The organism is Mycobacterium paraseoulense, assembly GCF_010731655.1.
GTDB lineage: Bacteria > Actinomycetota > Actinomycetes > Mycobacteriales > Mycobacteriaceae > Mycobacterium > Mycobacterium paraseoulense.
Map to the genome: position 1 here is coordinate 945481 of NZ_AP022619.1, position 21059 is coordinate 966539.

General features: G+C 67.8%; 21 protein-coding genes. 14 read left to right on the forward strand and 7 right to left on the reverse strand.

The genetic code is table 11. The features are described from left to right. Positions 1-8: 8 nt before the first annotated feature. Both G6N51_RS04085 and G6N51_RS04090 read right to left on the reverse strand, forming a co-directional pair. Entirely contained in the window at positions 9-419 is a 411-nt protein-coding gene (locus tag G6N51_RS04085) for an SRPBCC family protein (RefSeq protein WP_083173108.1), read from the reverse strand. Next, entirely contained in the window at positions 416-730 is a 315-nt protein-coding gene (locus tag G6N51_RS04090) for an ArsR/SmtB family transcription factor (RefSeq protein WP_174814292.1), read from the reverse strand. Before G6N51_RS04090 ends, G6N51_RS04085 begins: the two co-directional genes overlap by 4 nt. 89 nt (positions 731-819) lie before the next feature. Here G6N51_RS04090 and G6N51_RS04095 point away from each other — a divergent pair, with 89 nt between their 5' ends. The 5 genes from G6N51_RS04095 (at position 820) to G6N51_RS04115 (ending at position 6715) form a co-directional block, all read left to right on the forward strand. Beyond that, a complete protein-coding gene (locus tag G6N51_RS04095; protein WP_083173110.1) occupies positions 820-1542 on the forward strand; it encodes an MBL fold metallo-hydrolase in 723 nt (240 codons plus the stop codon). A gap of 348 nt (positions 1543-1890) precedes the next feature. Continuing rightward, a complete protein-coding gene (gene aceA / locus G6N51_RS04100) occupies positions 1891-4179 on the forward strand; it encodes an isocitrate lyase ICL2 (RefSeq protein WP_083173111.1) in 2289 nt (762 codons plus the stop codon). Positions 4180-4580: 401 nt separating this feature from the next. Next, positions 4581-4781, forward strand: coding sequence for a hypothetical protein (locus tag G6N51_RS04105; protein ID WP_142275056.1), 201 nt, complete (start codon positions 4581-4583; stop codon positions 4779-4781). A 148-nt stretch (positions 4782-4929) separates the two neighbouring features. Next, positions 4930-5343: a hypothetical protein gene (locus G6N51_RS28860; protein WP_163750644.1), complete on the forward strand. Its 414-nt coding sequence runs from the start codon at positions 4930-4932 to the stop codon at positions 5341-5343. Positions 5344-5527: 184 nt separating this feature from the next. After that, positions 5528-6715, forward strand: a complete 1188-nt coding sequence (locus tag G6N51_RS04115; RefSeq protein WP_083170540.1) for an LLM class flavin-dependent oxidoreductase — start codon at positions 5528-5530, stop codon at positions 6713-6715. A 39-nt stretch (positions 6716-6754) separates the two neighbouring features. Here G6N51_RS04115 and G6N51_RS04120 read toward each other — a convergent pair whose 3' ends face one another. Further along, positions 6755-7222 (reverse strand): SRPBCC family protein, encoded by a 468-nt coding sequence (locus G6N51_RS04120; protein ID WP_083170542.1) that lies wholly within the window; start codon positions 7220-7222, stop codon positions 6755-6757. A 239-nt stretch (positions 7223-7461) separates the two neighbouring features. Here G6N51_RS04120 and G6N51_RS04125 point away from each other — a divergent pair, with 239 nt between their 5' ends. The 7 genes from G6N51_RS04125 to G6N51_RS04155 all read left to right on the forward strand — a co-directional run bounded on the left by G6N51_RS04125 (position 7462) and on the right by G6N51_RS04155 (position 15776). Next, positions 7462-9300, forward strand: a complete 1839-nt coding sequence (locus G6N51_RS04125) for a fatty acyl-AMP ligase (RefSeq protein WP_083171004.1) — start codon at positions 7462-7464, stop codon at positions 9298-9300. A 74-nt stretch (positions 9301-9374) separates the two neighbouring features. After that, positions 9375-10607: a serine hydrolase domain-containing protein gene (locus tag G6N51_RS04130; RefSeq protein WP_083170544.1), complete on the forward strand. Its 1233-nt coding sequence runs from the start codon at positions 9375-9377 to the stop codon at positions 10605-10607. A 92-nt stretch (positions 10608-10699) separates the two neighbouring features. Beyond that, positions 10700-13027, forward strand: a complete 2328-nt coding sequence (locus tag G6N51_RS04135; protein ID WP_083170546.1) for an arylsulfatase — start codon at positions 10700-10702, stop codon at positions 13025-13027. Positions 13028-13035: 8 nt separating this feature from the next. Continuing rightward, positions 13036-13707: a GAP family protein gene (locus G6N51_RS04140; RefSeq protein WP_083171006.1), complete on the forward strand. Its 672-nt coding sequence runs from the start codon at positions 13036-13038 to the stop codon at positions 13705-13707. A gap of 115 nt (positions 13708-13822) precedes the next feature. Then, positions 13823-14479 carry a hypothetical protein gene (locus G6N51_RS04145; RefSeq protein WP_083170548.1) on the forward strand — a complete coding sequence of 219 codons (657 nt, stop codon included), beginning with the start codon at positions 13823-13825 and terminating at the stop codon, positions 14477-14479. Positions 14480-14591: 112 nt separating this feature from the next. Next, positions 14592-14957 carry a SpoIIAA family protein gene (locus G6N51_RS04150; RefSeq protein WP_083171008.1) on the forward strand — a complete coding sequence of 122 codons (366 nt, stop codon included), beginning with the start codon at positions 14592-14594 and terminating at the stop codon, positions 14955-14957. Between the two features lie 45 nt (positions 14958-15002). After that, positions 15003-15776: a YqjF family protein gene (locus G6N51_RS04155; protein ID WP_083170550.1), complete on the forward strand. Its 774-nt coding sequence runs from the start codon at positions 15003-15005 to the stop codon at positions 15774-15776. A gap of 1 nt (position 15777) precedes the next feature. Here G6N51_RS04155 and G6N51_RS04160 read toward each other — a convergent pair whose 3' ends face one another. Further along, positions 15778-16548, reverse strand: a complete 771-nt coding sequence (locus tag G6N51_RS04160; RefSeq protein ID WP_083170552.1) for an SDR family oxidoreductase — start codon at positions 16546-16548, stop codon at positions 15778-15780. Positions 16549-16606: 58 nt separating this feature from the next. Between G6N51_RS04160 and G6N51_RS04165 the strand changes: the two genes are divergently transcribed. Then, on the forward strand, positions 16607-17083 hold the full coding sequence (locus tag G6N51_RS04165; RefSeq protein WP_083170554.1) for a nuclear transport factor 2 family protein: 477 nt from the start codon (positions 16607-16609) through the stop codon (positions 17081-17083). Here the strand turns inward: G6N51_RS04165 and G6N51_RS04170 are convergent. Beyond that, positions 17080-17823, reverse strand: a complete 744-nt coding sequence (locus G6N51_RS04170; RefSeq protein WP_083170556.1) for a DJ-1/PfpI family protein — start codon at positions 17821-17823, stop codon at positions 17080-17082. The two genes, G6N51_RS04165 and G6N51_RS04170, sit on opposite strands and share 4 nt — an antisense overlap. A gap of 30 nt (positions 17824-17853) precedes the next feature. Beyond that, positions 17854-18804: a GlxA family transcriptional regulator gene (locus tag G6N51_RS04175; protein ID WP_083170558.1), complete on the reverse strand. Its 951-nt coding sequence runs from the start codon at positions 18802-18804 to the stop codon at positions 17854-17856. Positions 18805-18915: 111 nt separating this feature from the next. Between G6N51_RS04175 and tpx the strand changes: the two genes are divergently transcribed. Further along, entirely contained in the window at positions 18916-19413 is a 498-nt protein-coding gene (gene tpx / locus G6N51_RS04180; RefSeq protein ID WP_083170560.1) for a thiol peroxidase, read from the forward strand. A gap of 16 nt (positions 19414-19429) precedes the next feature. On the opposite strand, the gene G6N51_RS29025 is transcribed toward tpx, so the two are convergent. Beyond that, entirely contained in the window at positions 19430-21055 is a 1626-nt protein-coding gene (locus G6N51_RS29025) for an AMP-binding protein (protein ID WP_232078521.1), read from the reverse strand. Positions 21056-21059: the final 4 nt, after the last annotated feature.

Below are 21059 nucleotides of genomic sequence, written 5' to 3' on the forward strand. Positions count from 1 at the left end.
CCGCTCGCTCAGGCCTGGTCGACGGCGTCGACCAGGCGGGGGAGGACGACGCCGGACCAGCCGGCCCCCATCCGGCGGAAGGCCTCGGCCATCCTCTTGTCGTCGAGGTCAAATCCGCTGTGCTCCAGGAACACCCGGGTACCGTCGCCCTCTGGTTCAAGGCGCCAGGTGAGCGTCCAGGCGGGGGTGAAGGTATACACGAAGCGGTGCGGGGGCTCGACCTCGAGCACCTCACATGGCTGCTTGCCGTAGCCCGGCATGTCGAGGGTGAACTGATGTCCGACCACCGCCGCCACTTCGCCCTCGGCCCACCACAGCCGCATCAGGGCGGGCTCGGTCAACAATCGCCACACCTTCGCCGGCGGGGCCGCCACGAACTGATCGACCCGGATCGTCGCGGGCATCGATGTCTTCGTCATTCCAACTCCTCTGCCGTCTCGGCGAGTTTGGCCAGTCGCGCCCGCCAGAACTTCTCGAACGGATGCAGCCAGTCACCGAGCTGCGCCAGCGGTTCTGCGGTCAGGTGGTAGATGCGATGGCGGCCCCGCGGCTCGTCGGCCACCAGCCCGGCGTCGCGCAGCACCTTGAGGTGCTCGGCGACCGCGGGGCGGCTGAGGTCAAACCGCTCGCAGAGTTTCCCCGCCGACAGTGGCTGGCGGGACAGGATCTCCAGCAGTTCCCGCCGCACCGGGTTGGCCAGCGCGAGAAAGACGCGGTCGGTGCTCGCCACACCCCGCAATATATGTCGGGGATTTCCGACATGTCAACGATTTCCGACGAGTGCTCACGACGCGCCCCGGTGACCGCTATCTTCCGGTTATGCACTTCGCCTGGGAGCGGCTGACGCCCAGCGTGCACCGCTGCCGGCTGGCGTTCTGCGACGTCACCATCGGGCTGGTGCGGGGCCGAACCGGGGCGCTGCTCGTCGACACCGGCACCACGCTGGTCGAAGCCGATGCGATCGACGCCGACGTCCGCCAGATCGCGGAAGGACCGGTCACTCATGTGGTGTTGACGCACAAGCACTTCGACCACGTCCTGGGCTCGTCGGCGTTCGGCGGAGCTGAAATTTTTTGTGCGCCCGACGTTGTCGAGTACTTGTCGTCCGGCGTCGATGACCTTCGTTCGCATGCCGTGAGTTACGGCGCGGACGCCGCCGAAGTCGACCGCGCGATCGCGGCATTGAAGCCACCACACCGCGGTGTCTACGACGCGGTTATCGACCTCGGCGACCGGTGCGTGACCATCGCCCACCTGGGTCGGGGACACACGACCGCAGACCTGGTCGTCATTGCGCCTGGCGTCGACGGCGAAGGCGACCCGGTTGTCCTTTTCACCGGTGATCTCGTCGAGGAGTCCGCCGACCCCTATATCGATGCCGATTCCGATGTGGCGGCCTGGCCGTCGACCCTCGATCGGATACTCGCGGTCGGCGGCCCCGATGCCATCTACGTGCCGGGCCACGGGAAAGTGGTCGACGCAGGATTCGTCCGCCGCCAGCGGGATTGGTTGGCCCGACGCGCGGGTGTCGACCCGGGCTGAACGCGCGGACCGGTGCAGGCCGCAGTGAGGGCGTCCAAGTCGGTGACACTGACCACAGCTCGCGCGGGGATATCGGTCGGCCGACGGCTTTCGCGTGCACCGGTGGCGCAATCGTCAACGCCACGAAGGCCTTACCCGATCCACTGACCGGCGGCGTGAAGACCCGGCGATGGCCGCGCGGTCGATACCGATGGTCTTGTGTGCCCATCGGCCCCAACGGCGCGAACGCGCCGGAGTAGGGCATGAGGCAATAGTTTTGGCATGGGTCTTTTGACCCCTGATTGAACGGTCATCCCCGGGGATAGACTCACGTCCAAGGGAATCGTGCCGAACAGGGAGCGTAAGGCCATGGCCATCATTGACTCGGACATCGAGGTCCGGACTTCGTTTGAAGACGAGCTGGCTGCCACGCAGCGCTACATGGACGGCCCGCGCTTCGCCGGCATCACCCGCCTCTACACCGCGCGCCAGGTAGTGGAGCAACGCGGCACCATCCCCACCGACTACCCGGTGGCACGCAACGCGGCGGCGGCCTTCTATGACCGGCTGCGCGAACTGTTCGCCGCCAAGAAGAGCATCACCACCTTCGGGCCCTACTCGCCGGGCCAAGCCGTCGCCATGAAGCGGATGGGCATCGAGGGCATCTACCTCGGCGGCTGGGCAACCTCGGCCAAGGGCTCCACCACCGAAGACCCCGGCCCCGACCTCGCGAGCTACCCCCTGAGCCAGGTGCCCGACGACGCCGCGGTACTCGTCCGCGCCCTGCTGACCGCCGACCGCAACCAGCAGTACCAACGGCTGAACATGAGCGAGGCGCAACGAGCCGGCACACCCGCCTACGACTACCGCCCGTTCATCATCGCCGACGCGGACACCGGCCACGGCGGTGATCCGCACGTGCGCAACCTGATCCGGCGCTTCGTCGAGGTCGGCGTGGCCGGCTATCACATCGAGGATCAGCGCCCGGGCACCAAGAAGTGTGGCCACCAGGGCGGCAAGGTGCTCGTGCCCTCCGACGAACAGATCAAGCGGCTCAACGCCGCCCGCTTCCAGCTGGACGTCATGCGCGTGCCGGGCATCATCGTCGCCCGCACCGACGCCGAGGCCGCCAACCTGATCGACAGCCGCGCCGACGAGCGCGACCAGCCCTTCCTGCTCGGCGCCACCAACCTCAATATCCCTTCCTACAAGTCCTGTTTCCTGGCGATGGTCCGGCGCTTCTACGAGCTGGGCGTCAAGGAGCTCAACGGCCACCTGCTCTATGCGCTGGCCGATTCCGAGTACGCCGCCGCCACCGCCTGGCTTGAGCGACAGGGCATCCAGGGCTTGATCTCCGACGCGGTGAACGCGCGGCGGGAGGACGGGCACGACTCGATCGACGACCTCTTCGACCAGGTCGAGTCGCGGTTCGTGGCGGCCTGGGAAGACGACGCCGGGCTGATGACCTACGGCGAGGCCGTCGCGGAGGTGCTCGCGTTCGGCGAAAGCGAGGACGAGCCCGTCGACATGAGCCCCGAACAGTGGCGCAGGTTCTCCGAGTCCGCGTCGCTCTACGCCGCGCGGGAAAAGGCGAAGGAGCTGGGCGCCGACCCGCCGTGGGACTGCGAGCTGGCGAAAACGCCGGAGGGTTACTACCAGATTCGCGGCGGAATTCCTTACGCGATCGCCAAGTCGCTGGCGGCGGCTCCGTTCGCCGACATCCTCTGGATGGAGACCAAGACCGCCGACCTGGCCGACGCCCGGCAGTTCGCCGAGGCGATCCACGCCAAATTCCCCGACCAGATGCTGGCCTACAACCTTTCGCCATCGTTCAACTGGGACACCACCGGCATGACCGACGACGAGATGAAGCGCTTCCCCGAGGAACTCGGGAAGATGGGCTTCGTCTTCAACTTCATCACCTACGGCGGCCACCAGATCGACGGCGTGGCGGCCGAGGAATTCGCCACCTCGCTCAGGCAGGACGGCATGCTGGCGCTGGCTCGCCTGCAGCGCAAGATGCGCTTGGTCGAGTCGCCGTACCGCACCCCGCAGACGCTGGTCGGCGGACCCCGCAGCGACGCGGCGCTGCAGGCGTCCTCCGGGCGCACGGCGACCACCAAAGCGATGGGCAAGGGGTCGACCCAGCATCAGCATCTGGTGCAGACCGAGGTGCCCAAGAAGCTGCTGGAGGAATGGCTGACGCTGTGGAGCGAGCATTACGAGCTCGGCGAGAAGCTGCGGGTTCAGCTGCGGCCGCGGCGCGCCGGTTCGGACGTGCTCGTCTTGGGCATCTACGGCAACGGAGACGAGCAGCTGGCCAACGTCGTGTTCGATCCCATCAAGGACCGCCACGGGCGCAGCATCCTCACGGTGCGTGACCAGAACACCTTCGCCGAGAAGCTGCGGCAGAAGCGGCTGATGACGCTGATCCACTTGTGGCTCGTCCACCGCTTCAAGGCGGACGCTGTCTACTACGTGACGCCGACCGAGGACAACCTGTACCAGACCTCAAAGATGAAGTCCCACGGCATCTTCAGCGAGGTCAACCAGGAGGTCGGCGAGATCATCGTCGCGGAGGTGAACCGCCCGCGCATCGAGGAGCTGTTGAAGCCCGACCGCGTGGCGCTGCGGAAGTTGATCACCAAGGAGGATTAGCTGCACTCCGGCCGCTCGTTGAGTCGGGCGAAGCCGTTGGACGGCAACGGCATCCGGTCCGGCCGGCTTCCGGGCCGCACGAGCTGTCCAATTTACGAATAAGAAAATTTCTTATCGCCCGGTTCGTAAGTTCCCGCATGACAACAATTGTCAGCGGATACGATTTGGCTCACCGATGGCCCATTAGCCCGAGATGGGCCATCGGTCCCCAACGCGTTTGACGCCCTCGCGTTTCTGCTCGCATCAGCACCTGAACAACCCGGATTGCGGTCGATGCCGCAGGCGCGGGCGCGGCATCGACCGCGCCCACAAAATGTGTCGGTTGCAACAGTTGCACAGGTGTAGAATCGGTCATGGATGCGCGCCACCCCCTGACGCGCGGTGACAGAAGGGAGCGACCGATGAGGGCGCAGATGAAGACAGCGGTGGCAGTGGTCGGCGGGATCTCCGCGGTGGCCTTGGCGCTCGGATTCGGTAGCAGCGGTGCCACCCCGGCGGCGACCGCGACGCACTCGTCATCCAGCCCCGCCGCGACGGTCGCGACCCCCTCAACCACCCATGCGGCCACACTGGTGGGCTGCGTGTCGGGTCTCGACTGCTAGCTCCGCCGATATTCCGATGGCCCATCCCGGTGATGGGCCATCGGCGTCTTCCAGGGCAGCAGTCCCGCACCGAAACTCGTTTGCCACGACGCCTGCCGGGGTAAGGAGAAGTGGACCACGCGGTGCACGTGGGGATTGGGGACTGGCGATGAGATCTGCGGCAAGGACCTCGGTCGCGCTCTTCGGCGGCGCGGCCATGCTCGTGCTGGCGGTCGGGTGTGGCGGCGGCAACAAGGGGCCGAGCAGCACCACCACGCCGACGACGACGCCGTCGTCGAGCGTCGCGCCATCGACACCCGGTGGCGGCGGCGGTGTCCCCGGCGGCCCGACCGGTGGTGGCGGACCGGGCGGTGGTGGCGGCGGTGTCCCCGGCGGCCCGACCGGCGGTGGCGGACCGGGCGGCGGTGGCGGCGGTGTCCCCGGCGGCCCGACCGGCGGTGGCGGGCCCGGCGGCGGTGGCGGGCCCGGCGGCGGTGGCGGCAGCATCCCCGGCGTCGGCGGTGGCGGGGGCGGCCCGGGTGGCGGCGGCGGTTGCGTCGGCAACGTCTGCGGCGGCTACTGACATCCGCGCGCTCAGCGCCGTAACGCACGCGCGAAAAGACTTGCTCCCCTAGTCGGCGGGGCCGGGATCACCCGGCCCCGCCGGCTGAAAACGCCACACTCACCGAGCGTTCTGACGTGACGGCCTAGGCCGAACACCGCATTCGAGTTATGGTTCTGCCCAACTCGAATGCAAGGGGACTTCGATGGCGAAGCTCAGATTTGGATACTTCATCGCCCCGTTCCACCGGGCGGGCACGAACCCGACGCTCGCGCTGCAGCGCGATCTCCAATTCATCGAGCACCTCGACACGCTCGGCTTCGACGAAGTGTGGTTGGGCGAACACCACTCCGCCGGCAGCGAGATCATCAGCTCGCCCGAGATCTTCATCGCCGCCGCGGCCGAACGGGCCAAGCGGATTCGCTTTGGCACCGGGGTCATTTCGCTCTCGTATCACAACCCGCTCTGGGTCGCCGATCGCTTGATGCTGCTCGATCACCTCACGCATGGCCGCATCATCGGCGGTGTGGGACCGGGTTCGCTGCCCAGCGACTCTTCCATGATCGGACTCACCCCGACGGACACTCGTGAGCTGCTCGAAACCAATCTGGATATCGTCGTCCGGCTGCTGGCGGGGGAGACGGTGAGCGCCAAGACGGCCACGCATCAGTTGTTCGACGCCAAGCTGCAGCTTGCCCCGTACTCCGACGGCGGGATCCCCCTATCGGTCGCCGCGGTCGCATCGCCGACTGGTGCGCGGCTGGCGGGCAGGCATGGCATCGGCCTGCTGTCGATCGGGGCGACGTTGACCGTCGAGGGTTTCAATGCGCTCTCCTATCACTGGGGCATCGTCGAGGAGCGCGCGGCGGCCTTCGGCACGCAGGTCGACCGCAAGAATTGGAGCCTGGTCGGCCTGTTCCACCTCGCCGAAACCGAAAAGCAGGCCCGAGAGGAGGTCAAGTTCGGCATCGAGCCATGGTTCCGCTATTTCCAGAAAGTGGCCGCCTTCCCGCAGATGACGATGCCGGGCGAGCAGCTCGACGAGATGATCGACGTCATCAACGACAACGGGGCGGGCGTGATCGGCACGCCCGAGCGGGCGCGGGAACAGGTGCAGCGGCTGTGGGATCAATCCGGCGGGTTCGGCTGCATGCTGCAGATGGGCCACGAGTGGGCCAACCCGGCCGCCACCAGACGGTCCGCCGAATTGTTTGCCGCCGAAGTGATGCCGCATTTCCAGGGTCAGGCGCAGCCGACGCTGGATGCCGCCGCGCGGGCCGGGCAGGCAAGGGAGAGCCTCGCGCAATCCCAGCTGGACGCCGTGGCGCACATGACGAAGAAGTATCAGGACGAGGTCGCTCAGCTCGACGAGCAGCAGGCCGACAACCCGTAGCCTGCCCGAGGGCGTGGCGGCCGGTTGCGCTGGAAGCAGCTAGCGCTGGGCGTTCGATTCGCGCTCGGCCGCTTTCACCAGCCGGCCGGCAAAGAACCGGACCGCCCCGCCCATGGCCGCGCGCATCACCGGTCCCGTTCCGCGCACGCCCTCGGTGAACGATCCGCTCCAACGGATGTCGGTTCCGCCCGCCGGGTTGGGCGTGAAGACCACCTCACCCGAGTAATCCTTGGCCGGGGTCGGCGGCCCAACCAGCTTGTAGGCGTGCCGGCGGTCCTGCTCGTACTCGACGGTCTCCTCCTGTACCAGCACGGGCCACATCCCCACCTTGCGGACGGCTCCGATCCCACCGGGGGCGGGATCGCCCTGCCGTGCCCAGCTCGAGTGAAAAACGATGGGTTTGGCCCACTTCGACCAGTTCGCGCCGTCGGTCACCAGCCGGAACAGCGTCGCGGCAGGCGCGGTGCTGGTGCGGTTGATCTCGAAGGAAAACGTCTTGCCTGCCATGACCAACTCCCCGTGAAATCATCGACGGCCCTGGAGGCCGCTCGCGGGTAGGCTACCGCTCACGCCGCGCGCCCCCCCGGCGGGGTTTTGCCGGCCGCACCGCGGGCACCGTGACGAAGATGCGCGAACGCCGAGACCTTCCCGAATTCGGTTCCCATTGAACGTCCTTCACGCGCGCGGTGCCGATCATCACCCTCGCGGTACGGGGGTTTCCGCAGCGCCGTGCCTACAGTGGGTCCATGGAATCCGGTTCGCGTCCGCACGCCAAAGGTGTCCCGGGCGGCTTGCTCGAGATCGAGGACTGCCTGGATGCCGAGGGCAACATCATGGTGCCGCCGGACGTCACGCTGATCTCCCTGGTCGACCGCAACATCGCGAACGTCGGTGACGCCGTGGCCTACCGCTTCCTGGACTACAACCGCTCGGCTGACGGGCTCGTCGAAGAGGTCACCTGGAACCAGTTCGGTGTCCGGCTGGAAGCCATCGGCGCGCGAGTCCAAGAGGCGGCCGGCCGTGGCGAGCGGGTCGCGGTGCTGGCCCCTCAGAGCCTGGACTATGTCATGGGTTTCTACGCGGCGATCAAGGCCGGAACCATCGCCGTGCCGCTATTCGCGCCCGAGTTGCCCGGACACGCGGAGCGTCTCGATACGGCCCTGCGCGATTCACAGCCCACGGCCGTATTGACTACCACGCCGGCAAGCGGCGCGGTCGAGGGTTTTCTGAGCACCCTCCCGCACCGGCATCGGCCGAGGGTCATCGTCATCGACGAGATCCCCGACTCGGCGCGCGATTCATTCGCTCCCACCGAGCTGCGCCACGACGACATCTCCCACCTGCAGTACACCTCGGGCTCGACCCGGCCCCCGGTCGGCGTCGAGATCACGCACCGAGCGGTGGGCACCAACCTCGTCCAGATGATCCTTTCGATCGACCTGCTGGACCGCAACGCGCACGGTGTGAGCTGGTTGCCGCTGTACCACGACATGGGGCTGTCGATGATCGGCTTCCCGGCGGTGTACGGGGGTCACTCCACGCTGATGTCGCCGGCCGCGTTCGTCCGCCGGCCGCAGCGCTGGATCAAAGCCTTGTCGGCCCAGGCGGGCCGCGCCATCACCGCCGCACCAAACTTCGCCTACGAATGGGCCGCCCAGCGCGGCCTGCCCGCACCGGACGACGACGTCGACCTGAGCGACGTGGTGCTGATCATCGGATCGGAACCGGTCAGCATCGAGGCGATCAACGCCTTCAACAAGGCCTTCGCCCCGTACGGCTTACCGCCGACCGCGTTCAAGCCGTCGTACGGCATCGCGGAGGCCACCCTGTTCATCGCGACCATCGCCCCCGCCGCACAGGCCACCCCCGCCTATTTCGACCGTGAGGAGCTGGGCGCCGGTCGCGCCGTGCGGGTCGCCGCGGACGCCCCGGAAGCCGTGGCTCAGGTCTCCTGCGGTCAGGTGGGCCGCAGCGAATGGGCCGTCGTCGTCGACCCGGACACCCGGACCGAACTGCCCGACGGTCACGTCGGCGAGATCTGGGTGCAGGGCAACAACGTCGGCCGCGGCTACTGGGGGCTGCCCGAGGACACCCGCCGGGCGTTCGGCGCCAGGCTGCAGTCGCGGCTCGCCGAGGGCAGCCACGCCGAGGGCTCCGCCGTCGAACTCCCGTGGCTGCGCACCGGCGACCTGGGCACCCATCTCGACGGCGAGCTGTATGTCACGGGCCGGATCGCCGACATGGTCACGGTCGACGGTCGCAACCACTACCCCCAGGACATCGAGGCGACCGTCGCCGAAGCGTCCCCGATCGTCCGGCGCGGGTATGTGACCGCTTTCGCCGTGCCGGCCGGGCGGACCGACCAGCGACTGGTGGTCATCGCCGAGCGCGCGACGGGTACCAGCCGCGCCGACCCGCAGCCGGCCATCGAGGCCATCCGGGCGGCGGTCTTGCGCCGCCACGGTGTGCCGGTCACCGACGTGCGGTTCCTGCCCGCCGGCGGCATTCCGCGCACCACCAGCGGCAAGTTGGCGCGCCGGGCGTGCCGTGCCCAGTACCTGGGTGACACTCTGGGCAGCCACTGACCTCGCTGGCGCGGGAGCACCCGAAAACGCCTTCCCCGCGGCGCGGCTGACTTAGTCTCCGTTCGGAGGCGAACATGGTTCTCAAGATCGCGGTGCCGGCGGATCAGATCCACGGCGATGTCGACACCGGATACGGAAAAGTCGCCGACGCCTTCCGCGCCAGCTTCCGCGACGGAGCGGAAGTCGGCGCCGCCGTGGCCGTCTACCGCGATGGCGTCAAGGTCGTCGACCTGTGGGGCGGCTACCGCAACGGGCTGGCGAAAGACCCCTGGCGCCACGACACGATGGTCAACATGTTCTCCACCACCAAGGGGGTCGCCGCCCTGGTGGTGGCCGCGGCGGTGTCCCGCGGGCTGGTCTCCTATGACGCCAGGGTGGCCGATTACTGGCCGGAATTCGCGCAAGCCGGCAAGGGCGATGTGACGGTCCGCCAACTCCTCGGCCATCAGGCCGGGCTGTGCGCGCTCAAACCCAAGCCGACGCTGGCCGACGTCGCCGACCCCGCCAGGCTCTCGCCGATCCTGGCGGCCCAGGCGCCGGCGTGGCGGCCCGGCACCCGGCACGGCTACCACGCGATCACGCTCGGCTGGTACGAATCCGAGCTGATCCGCCGGACCGACCCGGCCGGCCGCACGCTGGGCCGCTTCATGGCCGACGAGATCGCCGGGCCGCTGGGTCTGGACCTGCACATCGGCCTGCCGGATTCGGTCAACCGCGAGCGGGTCGCACACGTCCACAACTGGGTGCGCGCGGAAACACTCCTGCATCTCAACGTGATGCCGCCCGGGTTCGTCGGTGCATCGCTCAACCCGGTCGGCCTGACGGCGCGCACCATCGGGGTCCCGCGCGGCGTCAACGCGTTCAACGGCGACTACAACCGCGACGAGGTACGGATGGCCGAGATCCCGTCGGCCAACGGCATCGGCACCGCCCGGGCGGTCGCGCGGATGTACGGCAGCGCGGCCACCGGCGGAGCCGAGCTCGGGTTCGGCGGCGACACCCTTGAGGCGCTGGCGGCGGTGCCGGTCTCCCCGAGCCGGGGCATTCGCGACAAGGTCATGAACGTCGACGTGGCGTATTCCCTCGGCTTCTGTAAACCCGTGCCGCACTTCGCATTCGGCTCCTCGGGCCGGGCCTTCGGAACTCCCGGCTTCGGCGGCTCGTTCGGCTGCGCGGACCCGGACACCGGCGTCGGCTTCGGCTACGTCATGAACCGGCTGGGTTTTCACCTGTGGAGCGACCCGCGCGAACTAGCCCTGCGGCAGGCGTTGTTTCGCGATGTGCTCGGGGTGCGTTCCCAGACCTGACGCCGGCGGCCAATCGCCGCCTATTACGGTGAATGCGCCGAGTTGCGTGGGGGACGGCCGAGAAATCCGCTGCACCAGCACCAGGAGGCGCGATGGTCAACCAGCCCCCCAAGGGCGAACGGTTCGACGGGGTCATCAACCCCTCGGCGGCCGATTCCACCCCCGTTAGACCCTCGATCGTCTACCCGCCGGCCGACGCCCCCAACGTGGTCGTGGTTCTGCTCGACGATGTCGGATTCGGCGCCGCATCAACGTTCGGCGGCCCGGTCCCGACACCGGCGCTGGACCGTGTCGCGGGTGCCGGGTTGCTTTACAACCAGTTCCACACGACCGCACTGTGCTCCCCGACGCGCGCCGCCCTGCTGACCGGACGCAACCACCACAGCGCGCACATGGGCACCATCTGTGAGATCGCCTACGGTTTCCCGGGTTACGACAGCGTCATACCGCAGAGCACCGCGACGGTTGCCGAGGTGCTACGCATGAACGGCTACAGCACGGCACTGTTCGGCAAGGCGCACTTCACGCCCACGTGGGAGATCGGACCGGCCGGCCCGTTCGACCGCTGGCCGACCGGACTCGGCTTCGAACGCTTCTACGGCTTTTTGGGCGGCGACACCTCCCAGTACGAACCCGCACTCTACGACCAGACCACACCCATTGAGCCGTACCTCGGCCGCGACGACTACCACCTGACGGAGGACCTCGCCGACAGGGCGATCGACTGGATCCGGCTGCAGAAGACGTCGGCGCCGGACAAGCCGTTCTTTCTCTACTTCGCGCCCGGCGCGACCCATAGTCCCCACCACGTGTGGCCGGAATGGTCGGACCGATTCGCCGGCCGGTTTGACGACGGTTGGGATGCGTTGCGGGAACGCATATATACCCGCCAGCTCGACATGGGCATCATTCCTTCCGGGGCCCGCCTGACGCCGCGGCCCGAGCAGATACCCGCGTGGGCGGACTACGACGACCGCTACAAGCCCGTGGCGAGCCGGCTGATGGAGGTGTACGCGGGCTTCCTGGCCCACACTGACGCCCAGATCGGGCGGGTCATCGACGCCATCGACGAGTTGGGGCATTGGGAGAAGACGCTATTCGTCTACCTGTGCGGCGACAACGGCGCGTCGGGGGAAGGAACGGTACACGGCGCCTGGAGCTCGCCCGCGTTCCAGAATGGGCTGCCCGAAGATCCCGAATGGCTGCTGACTCACGTGGCCGACTTCGGCACGCCACGATGCGAGAACCACTACAACGTCGGCTGGGCGTGGGCGCTCGACGCGCCGTTCCAATGGATGAAACAGGTGGCATCGCATTTCGGGGGAACCCGTAACGGACTGGCGATCTCATGGCCACAGGGGATCACCGCGGCGGGGGAGCGGCGCAGCCAGTTCCACCACGTCATCGACATCGTCCCCACCATCCTCGAAGCCGCCGGCATCGAGATGCCCGCGCGTGTCAACGGCGTCGAACAGAAGCCGATCGAGGGTGTCAGCATGCGGTACTCGTTCGACGACGCCGAGGCGCCCAGCCGGCGAACCACACAGTATTTCGAGATATTCGGCAATCGCGCTGTCTATCACGACGGTTGGATCGCCTCATGCTTTCACGGCCGGCTGCCATGGGTCCGCGCCCAGCGCACCACCGCGTTCGGTGACACCGAACGCTGGGAGCTCTATCACCTGGCGGATGACTTCAGCCAGGGAGTCGACCTCGCCGCCCAGCGCCCCGACAAGCTCGCCGAACTGCAGGCCGTGTTCGACGGCGAGGCGCGCAAATACAATGTGTATCCGCTCAGCGACGCGACGCTGGCCCGCGCGCTGCCCGCCAACCGCCCAAGCCTGCTGGCCGAGCGCACCTCGGTTACTTACTTTGCCGGGCATGTGCGCATCCCCGAACCGGTGACATTGGGCTTCACCAGCACTTCCTTCGAGCTGCGGGCACAGGTGACCATCCCGGCGGGCGGCGCGCAGGGGGTGGTCATCAGCATCGGCGGCGCGATGGCCGGGTGGAGTTTGTACCTGCGCGGCGGCATTCCGCGGTTTGTCTACAACTATCTCGGGCATGAGCGCACCACCGTTGCGGCCACCGAGCCGCTACCGGAAGGCACTGTGGCGCTGGGGCTTTCGTTCGATTACGACGGTGGGGGACTGGGCAGGGGCGCGTGGGTGTCGCTGCACGTCGACGACGCCGAGGTAGCCCGCGGCCGCGTCGAGCGGACGGTGCCGTTCCGGTTCTCGATGAGCGGCGAAACCTTGGATGTCGGCACCGATACCGGCTCCCCGGTTGCCCCGTACGGGCACGACTTCCGGTTCACGGGCCGGATCGACCGGATCGATGCCACCGTGCGCCCGCAGCCCGCCGATCTGGCCGCGGCGATCGCCGACGCGGAGCTGCGCGCGGCGCTGGGAGCGCAATAGTGCTCGCCATGTGGGGCAGCCTGGTCCCGTTGATCCTTGGCTGCGCACTCGAACCGATCGAGATCGTCATCACGATCATGTTGTTGGGCACCCCGGCGCGCGTGCGCGCGGCCGGCGCCTGGGTCGCAGGGCACGTCAGCACGCGCCTGCTGCAAGGGCTCATCTTCGGCACGATTCTGCATTGGGGAAAGCGCGAAGCCGACGCGAATCACCCACACCACTGGGTCGTGTCCACCGTGCTGTTGGTAGTGGCCGTGCTGTTCCTGGTGACCGCGGCGCGGGAGGTGTTCAGCGACGACGACCCCAACGCCCCACCGCCCAAGTGGATGACCGTGCTGACGTCGGCCACGCCTCCCAAGGCCTTCCTCATCGGCGCCGGCGTCATCACCGTGTCGGTGAAAGCCTGGGTCTTCACGCTGGCGGCGATCAGCGTGATCGGCGACGCGAACCTGAGCCGGCCCGCCAATATCGGTTCGTACGTTCTCTTCGTCGCGCTCGCGGCAGGCGTGAATCTGCTCATCGTCGGTGCGGCGGCATTTTTTCCGCGGCGGTCACGCGAACTGCTGGATCGGGTCTTGCGCTGGCTACAGGACCACGACCGGCCCATCGTGATCGTCGTGGGAGTGGTTTTCGGGATCTGGTTCGGGCTAAAAGCCCTGCGCGGCCTCGGGGTTCTATAGCGTCACCGAGCCGCCGCGGCGCGAGTGCGGCCCTGCGTGCCGAAACCGTCCTGAATTCGTGCATAGGCCCCACGCTCGGCGGCATGTCGGCCTTCGGCGGTGGCATCCTGGCCGTGTGGGTTTGCTCATCCGGTTGGCGGAACTCTTGATCGTGATCCTGCCTCTGGCGGGTGCGACGGTCGCCGCGGTGCGCGCGTTCGGCGCCAACCGTCGACGGCCCCAGCCTCCGCCGGATGCCGAACGGACCGAAACACCGGAGGCCGGCAACAATCACGTCGCCCAGTGGCGGTCGCTGCGCCGCGTCCTCGAGGAGCACGGCCGCACCGACGCGCGATGGCTCGAGTACGAACTGGACGTCGCCAGGCTGCTCGACTTCCCCCTCATGACCGACATGCGCGATCCACTCACGGTCGCCTTCCACAAAGCCAAGCTCCGGGCCGACTTCCTGCGCCCCGTCAAAGCCGAAGACCTTCTCGACGACCGGGAAGCGGCGGCGCAATACCGGGGCGCCGTCGAGGATTACGTGACCGCCTTCAACGCCGCCGAGATGGAAGCGATGCGCAGACGACGCAGCGACTTCTCCCGGGCGGACCAACAGCGAATCGCGCGCGCCCAGAACCTGCTAAGGGTCGCGTCGGACGCCGCCGCAACACCTCAGGAACGCCGGCGCGCCCACGAGTTGGCGCGTCAGGAACTCGACGGCCTCCTCGTGTTGCCGGTCACCACCCAAGCCAGCATCGAGCGCGGGATCTCCGGCGAGCTGGAGAAATAGGACACTGTGCGTCCGGTCGGTGACTTTGGCCCCTTACGCGCAAGGCCCGGCGGCCGGCAGGATGGAGTCATCGCCACTTCGGCTCAACGCAGCGATCCGCTTGGAGCACAACATGATTGAATACGACTTGGACGGCGAAAACTCCATCCTGGAGGTGCGGCCAAAATCCGCGCTCGACAAACACGACTTTGAAGAACTCGCCAAGGCCGTTGACCCCGAGATCGAGGCCAAGGGGGAGCTCGCCGGCCTTATTCTCAATGTCTCGTCCTTCCCGGGATGGGACAGTTTCGGGGCCATGGTCACCCATTTCCGCTTTGTTCGCGACCATCAGAAGCGCGTCAAGAAGATCGCCGTCGTCACCGACTCTCTCCTCGGGGACGTCGCCGAACACCTGACGTCGCATTTCGTGTCAGCCACGATCGAGCATTTCCCGGCCGGCGAGATCGAGAAGGCGCGAGAGTGGATCATCAGCGGTTGACAGTGCGTTGAGCCCAGCGGCCGGTCCGCGTGCCACGATGGTCCGATGACCGCGTCCCCCGGCCCGCCGGCCGCCGAACCCGGCGACGGCGAGGGCCTCGCGGGTTACCCGGTCACGCCGCCGCCGCTTCGCGGCCCCGTCACCTTCGATCAGCGCTGGCGCGATCTGACCTTCATCCATTGGCCGGTGTTGCCCCACACCGTCGAAGGGATGTACCCGCCCGGCAGCCGTCCCGACGTCTTCGCCGACGGGATGACCTACGTCGGACTGGTCCCGTTCGTCATGGCCAGCACCAAAGTCGGGACGTCACTTCGGCTCCCGTACTTCGGCAGCTTCCCGGAAACCAACGTCCGGCTGTATAGCGTCGACGGCTCCGGCCGGCACGGCGTGCTGTTCCGGTCGCTGGAAACAGCGCGGCTGGCCGTCGTGCCGGTCGTGCGGGCCGGGCTCGGCGTCCCCTACACCTGGGCGAGGATGCGCACGCACCGGCTCGGCGACCGCGTCACCTATGACAGCGTGCGCCGGTGGCCCCGCCATGGGTTGCGCAGCCGGGTCGAGGTCGCCGTCGGCGCGCCGGTGGAGCCCACCCCGCTGGAAGTCTGGCTCACAGCCCGGTGGGGCGCGCACACCCGCAAGGCCGGCCGGACCTGGTGGATACCGAACGAGCACGAGACCTGGCCGTTGCACGCGGCCGACATCGTCGAGCTGGACGACGAGCTGGTAGCGGCCGCCGCGGTGCGCCCCGCGGGCGAGCGGTTGCGTGCGCTCTTCTCCGCCGGAGTCCGAACCCGTTTCGGCCGACCCGTCCGGGTCACCTGAGCTACGGGCAGGTATACCCGCCGTCGATGACGATGTCGGAACCGGTCATGTAACTGGACGCCGCGCTGGCCAGGTAGAGATACAGGCCGGTGAGCTCCTCGGGGCGGCCGATCCGCCCAAGCGGAATCTTCGGCTCCCACAGGCGGTGGTATTCGGTCAACGGCTCGACGAGTTCGGTGAGGATGTAACCCGGGCTGACGCTGTTGACCCGAATGTTGTGCGGCGCCAACTCGACGGCCATGGCCTTGGTCAGGTGGATCACCGCCGCTTTGGACGTGCAGTAGTGACCCACCGTCTGCGGGACGTTGATGATGTGGCCCGACATCGAGGCGGTGGTGATGATGGCGCCGCCCTGACCCTGCCGGACCATCGCCCTGGCGGCCGCTTGCGCGGTGAGGAAAACGCCTGTGACATTGGTACTTTGGATGCGCCCGAACTCTTCTGGCGACATGTCCAGCATCCCGTTCACGGTGATGATGCCGGCGTTGCAGACCGCGATGTCGACCCCGCCCAGCTCGGCGGTCACCCGCTGGAGCATCTCGGCCACCTGATCGGGCTGGGTGACGTCACAGCGGATGGTCACGACCCTGCCCTCGCCGTCCGGCGCGATCTCCCGGGCCACCTGTTCCAAACTCTCGGGACGCCGCGCCGCGATGGCCACGTCGGCCCCGGCTTGCCGATACGCCTGCGCCACCTTCTTGCCGATGCCGCTGGATGCCCCCGTTATCAGCGCCCGCTTGCCGCGCAGATCGAACAAGTCCAACACGTTCATGCGATATCCCCATCCATCCGAGCGACCGACAACCGAAACACGTTCTAGTGTGTCCGCCATGGGCAAATTCACCAGGGCAGAAATCGAGCAGGCCGTCCAGAACTACACGCGGGTCGTCGAGGGGTGCAGCGCCTCCGGCGACTGGCGGCCGTTCGCCGACCTCTTCACCGAGGACGTCGTCTACACCGAGCACCACTACGGGGTGTTTCACGGCCGCGAGGCCGTACGCGACTGGATCGTCGCCGTCATGGCGCCGTTCCCGCACATGCGATTTCCGTCCGACTGGACCGCCTACGACGAAGACAACGACGCCGTCGTCGTGATGATCAAGAATCTGCTCGACCACCCGACCGACCCCGAGGGCGAACCGTTCTGGTTTCCGAACTGGACCCGCCTGGTCTATGCCGGCAACGGGTTGTTCTCCAGCGAGGAGGACATCTACAACCCCAACCGCGATGCTCCCGGCGTGGTGACCGCCTGGCTGCAGGCCGGCGGCCAGCTCGCGTCCGAGGAGATCCTGCAGCCGGGCGCCTAGGCGGACGACAGGTCCGGCTGTCGCCCCCGCCGGCGCGAGCGCACGGCGGCCAACGCCTGCTCCCACGCCAGGATGGCGGCGGCCTTCATGTTGGCGGGCTTCGCACTGTCCCTGGACAGCAGCGCGGTCGCGGCCGCCTTCGTGGTCGCCGACGCCTTGCAGAGATGGCCGGAGTCGAAGGGCGGCTGGGGGTCGTATTCGATGGCCAGCTGGATCGCCTTGGCGCGGCCTTCGCCGCCGATCTCGCCGGCCAGCCACAGGGCCAAATCGAGACCGGCCGACACCCCGGCACAGGTGACGACGTTGCCGTCCCGCACGATCCGCTCGTCGCCCACGGGGATGGCGCCGAACGCCTTCAGCGCCGGAACGGTCAGCCAGTGCGACGTTGCGCGCCGGCCCGCGAGCAGGCCCGCGGCCGCCAGTATCACCGACCCGGAGCACACCGACGTCGTCCATCGGGCGCTCCGATGGGCTTGGCGCAGCCAGTCCAGCAGCGCCTCGTCGCGGGCGTGCACCGGGGTCGACGGGCCACCCGGCACCAGAACCACGTCGGGTGAGGGCGTTTCGGCCAGCGAGTGGGTGGCCCCGATGACCAGCACGCCCGAGTCGGCGGTGATCGGCCCCGGCTGGTGCCAGACGAACCGCACCTCGGCGTCGGGAAGGTTGCGCAGCACCTCGTACGGCCCGATCATGTCCAGCGCGGTGAAGCCCGGATAGGTCACGATCGCGATTTGGGTCATGATGTCGTCCTCTCGATTTCAGGCGTCTTTTCAGGCAAACGCCTTGCGGTATTGGTCGGGCGGGATGCCGACGCGGCGAAGGAAGTTGCGCCGCATGGTTTCTGCGGTGCCGAAGCCGCACCGGGTGGCGATCGCGACGACGGTGTCGTCGGTCTCCTCGAGCTGCCGGCGCGCGGCCTCCGTGCGGATCCGCTCGACGTATTGGCCGGGCGCCTCGCCGACCTCGGCGGTGAACACGCGGGTGAAGTGACGCGGGCTCATCGCCGCCCGGCGGGCCAGCTCGTCGATGCGGTGCTCACCGCCCGGATCCGCCTCGATTGCCTCCTGCACCGTGCGGATCGAATTTCGTTTGGCGCGCGGCATCCACACCGGAGCCGCGAACTGCGTCTGCCCACCCGGGCGGCGCAGGTACAGCACCAGCCAGCGGGCGACGGTTTGCGCCAACTCGGTGCCGTGGTCGTCCTCCACCAGTGAGAGCGCCAGATCGATCCCCGCGGTGACACCCGCCGCCGTCCATACGCTGTCCGAGCTGCGGATGAAAATCGGATCCGCATCGACGTCGATCGCCGGGAACTCCCGGGCTAACCGCCCGGCGAAGGCCCAGTGCGTGGTCACCCGCTGCCCGTCCAGCAGCCCCGCCTCGGCAGCCAGGAAGGCGCCCGTGCAGACGGTGACCACGCGGCGGGCGGTGCGGGCCACGTCCTTGATCCAGCCGATCAGCGCGGCATCCGACCGCGCCGCATCGACACCTCCGCCACCGGGCAGCACCACCGTGTCGATGGGGCTGTCCGGGTCCGGCAGCGGTGCGGCGACGAAGGCGAGCCCGGTCAGGGTGGGGACGGCCTGCCCGTCGACGGATGCCAGGACGACGTCGTACCCGCCCTCGGTGAGCAGCGCCGCACCGGTGAAGACGTCGTGCGGCCCGACCACGTCGAGCGCCTGCACGCCGGGATAGCCGACGATGACCACTCTGCGAGGCATGGATCTCAGTGTTCGGCACACCCGCCCATGTCGTCTACGCCGGGCAACCCACCAATTAGGACATGGGACCTGGCCCATCGCGGCCGTGGCGGGCTTGGCAGACTGTCCCGCATGGCACAGATAACGTTGCGTGGAAACCCGATCAACACCGTCGGCGAGCTGCCTGCCGTCGGATCTCCGGCGCCGGCCTTCAGCCTCACGGGCGGCGACCTGGGGGAGGTCAGTAGCGGCCAGCTCGGCGGTAAGGCCGTGGTGCTCAACATCTTCCCGTCCGTGGACACGCCGGTGTGCGCGACCAGCGTCCGGACCTTCAACGAGCGCGCCGCCGCCAGCGGCGCCAGGGTCGTCTGCGTGTCGAAAGATCTGCCGTTCGCGTTCGCCCGGTTCTGCGGCGCCGAGGGCATCGACAACGTCACGACGGCGTCGGCGTTCCGCAGCAGCTTCGGCGAGGACTACGGCGTCACCATCGACGACGGACCGATGGCGGGTCTGCTGGCCCGGGCCATCGTGGTGGTCGGCGCCGACGGCAAGGTCGCCTACACGGAATTGGTCCCCGAGATCGCCCAGGAGCCCAATTACGACGCGGCGCTGGCCGCGGCGGGCGCCTAGCTTTTCGCGGCCCGTTTCAGAGCCCGAGTAGCCGTATCGTCTCGGCCCGCATATCCACCTTGCGGACCTTTCCCGTGGCGGTCATCGGGAACTCGTCGACGACGCGCACGTAGCGCGGAATTTTGTAGTGCGCGAGCTTTCCGGAGCAGAAGGCGCGCAGCGCGTCAGCGTCCAGCGGCCGGCGGTCCGGTCGCATCTTGATCCAGGCGCACAGTTCCTCGCCGTACGTGTCGTCGGGAACGCCGACCACCTGCACGTCGTCGATGTCGGGATGGGTGTGCAGGAAGTCCTCGACCTCGCGCGGGTACAGGTTTTCGCCGCCCCGGATGACGACGTCCTTGAGCCGCCCGACGATCACGCAATACCCGTCGTCTTGCAAGACCGCCAGGTCGCCGGTGTGCATCCAGCCGTCGTCGTCGATGACCTCGCGCGTCTTGTTCTCATCGCGCCAATAGCCCAGCATCACCGAATAGCCGCGGGTGCAGAGCTCACCGGGCTGACCCCGTTTGACGATCTCGCCGGTGTCGGGGTCGACGACCTTGACCTCGACGTGTGGATGCGCCCGGCCCACCGTGGCGGTTCTGCGGTGCAGGTCGTCGTCAATCAACGTCTGACAGGACACCGGGGCGGTCTCGGTCATGCCGTAGGCGATCGCCACCTCGGACATGTTCAGCTCGTCGACGCAGCGCTTCATGACCTCTACCGGACACGACGCGCCTGCCATGATTCCGGTCCGCAGCGACGACACATCGCGGTTGGCGAGGTCGGGGTGGCCCAAGATGCTGATGAACATCGTCGGCACACCGTAGAGAGCCGTGCACCGCTCCGTCTCGATTGCCTGCAAAGTGGTGGCGGGATCGAAACCCGGTGCCGGAATCACCATTGTCGCGCCGTGGGAAGTGCAACCTAGGTTGCCCATCACCATGCCGAAGCAATGGTAGAAAGGCACCGGGATGCACAGCCGGTCCCGGGGAGCTAGCCGGATTAGCTCGGTGACGAAGAAGCCGTTGTTGAGGATATTTCGGTGCGACAGGGTGGCGGCCTTCGGCGTACCCGTTGTGCCCGAAGTGTATTGGATGTTGATCGGGTCACCGGGGCCTAGCGCGCTCATCCGGTCCCGCAATTGTTCTTCGGACACCGTCTCGGCACGCTGCCTTAGGGCATCCCAATCGCCGGTCCCCAGGAACACGACCTCGTTCAGTTGACGGGCCAGCTCGGGAACCTCGGACCGTACCTGGTCGACCATGCTTCGATAGTCCGAGGTCTTGAACGCCGTCGCCGATACCAGCAGGCGGGTGCCTGAATGCCGCAGCACGTAGGACATTTCGTGGGTGCGGTAAGCGGGATTGATGGCGACGAGGATCGCGCCGATCTTTGCCGTCGCGTACTGAAGGATCGTCCATTCCGGGCAGTTGGGTGACCAGATACCGACCCGATCACCGCGCTGGATGTCACTGGCAATTAAGGCGCGTGCCAGACAGTCGATTTCGGCGTTCAGGTCGGCGTATGTCCAGCGCCGGGCGCCGGCCACGTCGACGAGCGCCTCCACGTCGGGGTACGCCAGCGCGGTGCGCTCGAAGTTCACCCCGATTGTCTCGTCCAGCAGGGGAGTATCGACGGGGCCCGCATCATAGGAATCCACCCCG